Origin of the sequence: Mesorhizobium sp. M7A.F.Ca.CA.004.04.2.1 (genome assembly GCF_004022825.1) — a bacterium.
Classification (GTDB): Bacteria; Pseudomonadota; Alphaproteobacteria; order Rhizobiales; family Rhizobiaceae; genus Mesorhizobium.
The window spans coordinates 1-4,842 of the sequence record NZ_RZPH01000425.1; the positions used below are offsets into that span (position 1 = coordinate 1).

Genomic DNA, 4,842 nt, shown 5'->3' on the forward strand with positions numbered 1-4,842 from the left:
CCTCCGTCACCATGACCCCCGCGCAACGTTCGGACGCCAGGCCATAGGCACGGGCATCGACGAACGGCGCCACCGACAGCACCAGTCGCGCCAGGTCGGATTGCCGGCGATCGGACGGCACCAGCAGTGTACCGCCGACGCCCGGTATGACCCCGTCATGCAGCGAGCAGGCGTCGGCAACCAGCCGCTCCAGCTCCTGCGTATCCTCGGCACTGGCGGCCGCGATTGTGCCATCCCTTAATCGCAACGGACTGTCGGGCCGCGACAACATCGCTTCGGCGGCCCCGTTCATCTGTGCGATCTGCTGATGGCCGTTGATCAGAAACACGCCGAATGGCAGATGCGAAAACGCCGACGCCAGGGCCGACGTTTTCTCCAACTGCTGGCCGATCTGTCCGGCGCGCCGCATGTGCGGCACGATCTTGCGCAACAGGTCGATGTCTTCGGCGCCGAAGGCTTCCTGCCCTGGGCCGCGATCGATGCTGAGCATCCAGTGCGAGTCGTTCGACGAGAGCAGGTTGGAGACGAGGCCGTGATACATGTCGCGCGGCCGCAGCCAGTCCTGCCAGAGTTCGCGGCGGCGGAACGCCGCCACCTCCTCCGTCAGGGGCCACCGACTGACCTCTCCAAGGGGCAAGGCGGCCGATGCGGCAGCGAGCGGATCGCGCAGCAGGGCTTCGATGCCCTTTGGCGAGGTGAACTCCGGATCGAAATCGGTTGCAACAGCGTCAAAGGTCTGTGGGCTGATGCGCACGATGCAGGAGCGCGAGCCGCCGAACAGATCGCGCAGGCCGTTGACCGCATCGAGCCAGCGGCCCTGGTCATAGGCGGCCTCATAGACCTTGCCGACCACTGCGGAGACCGCTTCGATGCTGACGTCAGCCATTGACCCTTCCGGCGTTCAAGGATTGTCGTTGGGGAGAAAGCCTAAACATGCGGATCGTCTCGCGCAAGTTGTGACGCTGTGCAGCCAAGTTGTAGTGGTTCCAGGTCAAGCCCGCGAAGTATTAGAAGAAACTAATCTGTGGTTTTGGAGTCACAGCCTCGTTCAACAAGGTCGTAACCACCCGACAAAGCGACGAACAGTCGTCATATGACGACTGTTCGGGATGCCTCGCCATTGTCAGGTTCGGCTTATTGCTCGTTGGATCTCTTCCAACGCTGAGCCGAAACAATCGTTGTGGGGTGGCTGGAGAGGCATCAAGTCTGGTGCAAGGCAACCCCGCGGCGTCATTCTCGGGGGTGGATGTTGGTTTTCTCTTTGAAAATTCGCCTGTCACTAGCGCTTGCGGGGACAATGCTGCTGCTGACGACCGGCAGCGGCTTTGCGCAGTATCGCTGTCTGATAGACGACGGCACCGATGGTGGTGCGACCTCTTCCGGACCGAACAGCTTAGCGTGTGGCTCCCAGGCCAGCGCCAATCCGCCTGATCCGGCGAGCCCCACCTTTGGCTTTGCTACGGCTGTCGGAACCTTGGCCAAGGCTGAGGGGGACATATCGACCGCAGTGGGGACTTTCGCAACGGCCAATGGGCTGGGTTCCAGCGCGTTCGGTGCAAGTTCCAAGGCGACAGGCCGACTTTCAACGGCGACAGGCGCTTATGCGGAAGCAACGAGTTCGCAGTCCACCGCCACGGGCTACCACGCAATAGCGTCGGGCCCTGATGCCACCGCGACGGGACAGGGCGCCCAGGCCACGTCGCTCTATGCGACTGCGACCGGTTCGGCGAGCAAGGCCCTGGGCTACGGTTCAACGGCTACAGGCTACGACAGCCAGGCGAAGGGATCCACCGGCGAGGGAGGGGCAACGGCTACCGGAATGAGCAGCAAGGCACTGGGCGATTACTCGGTTTCGAATGGCTATTCCGCATCGGCTTATGGAGACAACAACACCGCTGTTGGAGCGCAGGCCATTACCGGCGGAACTTCAATAAACGGCTTCCAGAACAGGGCAAACACCGCCCTGGGCAGCGGCGCCTCGGCGGGCATCTCCGCCGATGGGCAGGTGAATTCGACGGCGGTCGGAGCTGGCGCCGCGGCCAATGCCTCGAATGCCTTGGCGTTGGGCAGCGGTGCGAAGGCCAATCTCGACAATTCCGTCGCCATCGGCCAGGGTATTGTGACCGACCGCACGAACCAGGTTAAGCTCGGCAGTGCCACGAACACCTATACGCTTTCGGGTGTTGCCTCGGATGCCAGCAGGGCTGAGCAGGTTGGCGTCACGCATCTGGTGACTACGGACGGTGCCGGCAATCTGGCGACATCCACCTTTGATATCGCAGCGTTGAACGACCTGCCAAACAACATCGCGGCTCTCGACGGCCGCGTCGGTGCGTTGGAGTCCGGCTTCCAGAACCTGGGCGGCGAGATCAGCGAAACCCGCACGGAAGCGCGTGCCGGCACCGCGCTGGCGTTGGCGACAGCGGGGCTGCGCTACGACGACAGGCCCGGCAAACTGTCGCTGGCTGGCGGCTTCGGTCATTTCAAAGGGCAATCGGGGCTGGCGCTCGGCCTTGGCTACAACACCAGCGAGGAGTTCCGCATGAACGCCGCCGTATCGGCAACCACCGGCCGTGGCGATGTCGGCGTCAGCGTTGGAGCCTCATGGACACTGAACTGACGCGGCCGGGATGATGCGGGGTTTGGGGCTTCAGCATTCCGTGCCGTTGCAGTGGCGGGCGCCCGGTTGGCGGACTTCGGGCGCCCGCGGTTTTTTCGCCGCATTGGCCATCGCGCTGATGGCCGCCGCGGTGCCTGCGCAGCCCGCGCATGCGCAAGCCAAGGAAAAGCGGGTGGGGCAAAAGACGGCGCGGCCTGCCGGTATCGACCGCAATGGGGTGCTGATCCTGATCCGCGGTGCGCTTTTGGCGCTCGACCAAGCCAACAAGACCGGTAACTACACCGTTTTGCGCGATCTCGGCTCGCCGAATTTCCAGGCCAACAGTGCGGCAGGGCTCGGCGACATCTTCGCCAACCAGCGCAAGCAGGCACTCGACTTCGGTGCCGTCGCGGTGCTCGAGCCGCAGCTGACCTTGCTGCCTCAGATCGAGCCGAACGGTATGCTGCATATGGCTGGCTTCTTCCCGTCGGTGCCCTTGCAGGTCAATTTCGAGCTTATGTTCGAGCCAACTGACCGGCAGTGGAAGATCTACGGCGTGTCCGTCAACCTGACATCAGGTGGCCCGCAAGCGCCCGACACGCCGGTGGCAGAGCAGTCGAAGCCGGACGCCGCCGGCCCGCCGCCGGAGGGGCCGTCGATGGCCGTACAGCCGAAGAAAGAGACCAAACCGGTCAAGCCGTAGCGTGTGGAGTGTTCATGCGCTGGTCCTGCCAAGTCCTGTGCGTAGCCTCGATGTCGGGAGCACCTGAGTTGACCGATGAAAAAAGGCTCCAGAGGTACATTTGCATACTCGACCCGACCAACGCATGGACGGTCTGGGATTGCGAGATGGAGATGCCGGCTTCACTGGGAGGCCAGCTTCTGACCGGGCGGCCGAAGGAGCGAGCCGAGGCTGCCCGCGCAATTCTGGAGCGTATCCACAAAAGCAAGATGGATGGTGGCAAGCCAAATCGGCTCCTCGATTAATCGTGCCTTCTGCGCTTCGTGGCGAGACCGCTGTCATGGTCGGCTCGGCCAGTTGGCGCGGGCTAGAGGCGGACCGTCGGCGCCGACAAGCTGATCCTTCGGATCAAGCTCGAAAGCCGGCTCTTTGCTGCTGCCGGCCATGTTGTGCAAGGGGCAACATGGCTGGCTGTGCAAGGTAGCTCGGGCCGACGGGTTTTCGTGCGGCTTGTCGCCCCACTCGCCGGTAAATTAGTCGAATGGAATGTGTATCCTCGATGTAACAGTCCGGCCACCGCAAGCGGTCATTGGCGGCACAAAGCGGCGGACCGTCGTCATTTGACGACTAGGAAAGCCGGCGGCATTCGATCAGCCATTGGCAGGAAACACTGACGATCGCTTCGGCTCCCGCCGAGGGCGATCTGTCGGGATCGGGGCTGGGGCACTACATGAATCTCAACGATCGCAATCGTCGCTATCGCAACCGCTTGCTGGTCAGCACGGCGATGGCCGGGGCGACGCTGCTCGGCTTGGGCCAAAATGCCGACGCCGCCTGCACGCCGGCGGCGCCACCCAACTATGTCTGCTCCGGCGTCAACACCACCGGCCAGATCGTACCCACCACGATCGGCTTGCCGCTCGACCTGGGCGACTTCATCGCCCTTGCCCTTGCTCCGGCCAACCCTTCGGTCACCACCGATCCGGGGTTCAGCGTTACCACCAGCGATCCCTTCGCGCTCGGCATACTGGGCAGCGGCGCGGTCAGCTACACCGATGCCAATTCTTCGGCGCTAAGCTCGACGACGGGCATCGGCCTTGGCGTCGTGTCGCTGGTTCCACAGGTGGCACCTCCCCATTACGGAGCGAACCCGGGTGGCGCGGTGACCATCGATACCAATGGTGCCTTGACCGGCGCCCTGATCGGCCTCGCCGCCATCAATACCGGCGACGGCGCCACCGCCGTCAACGCCACCGGCGATATCACGGCGACCGGCGCCAATGGCTATGGCGTCGTCGTCTATTCGCTAGGCTCGGATGCCGACGTCACCACCGGAAAAGTGAGCGGCACCAATGTCGGCATTTCCGCGATCAACCAGGGGGCGACCGCAGCCCTGAACATCACCGCCAATGGCGACGTGACTGGCGGCACCGGCGACGGCATCCATGCCGTCAATGGCGGACAACAACTCGATGTCGTCAATACGATTCTGAATGGTACCGTGACCTTTTCAGGCCCGACCGTCCCTGCTGGCAGCGATCTGAATGTCACCGCCTACGGC

General features: G+C 63.4%; 4 protein-coding genes and 1 pseudogene. 4 read left to right on the forward strand and 1 reads right to left on the reverse strand.

The features are described from left to right. Nucleotides 1-886 (reverse strand): LuxR family transcriptional regulator (locus EN893_RS19105; RefSeq protein ID WP_128361697.1); only part of this gene is annotated, 886 nt, incomplete at its 3' end. A gap of 411 nt (nucleotides 887-1,297) precedes the next feature. Between EN893_RS19105 and EN893_RS39345 the strand changes: the two genes are divergently transcribed. The 4 genes and pseudogenes from EN893_RS39345 to EN893_RS19125 all read left to right on the forward strand — a co-directional run. Next, nucleotides 1,298-2,620 carry a YadA-like family protein gene (locus EN893_RS39345; RefSeq protein WP_245456832.1) on the forward strand — a complete coding sequence of 441 codons (1,323 nt, stop codon included), beginning with the start codon at nucleotides 1,298-1,300 and terminating at the stop codon, nucleotides 2,618-2,620. 13 nt (nucleotides 2,621-2,633) lie between these two features. After that, nucleotides 2,634-3,302, forward strand: coding sequence for a hypothetical protein (locus tag EN893_RS19115; protein WP_127271765.1), 669 nt, complete (start codon nucleotides 2,634-2,636; stop codon nucleotides 3,300-3,302). A gap of 68 nt (nucleotides 3,303-3,370) precedes the next feature. Next, nucleotides 3,371-3,586, forward strand: coding sequence for a hypothetical protein (locus EN893_RS19120; protein ID WP_127271747.1), 216 nt, complete (start codon nucleotides 3,371-3,373; stop codon nucleotides 3,584-3,586). A gap of 425 nt (nucleotides 3,587-4,011) precedes the next feature. After that, nucleotides 4,012-4,842, forward strand: a pseudogene (locus EN893_RS19125) (hypothetical protein); the annotation flags it as partial.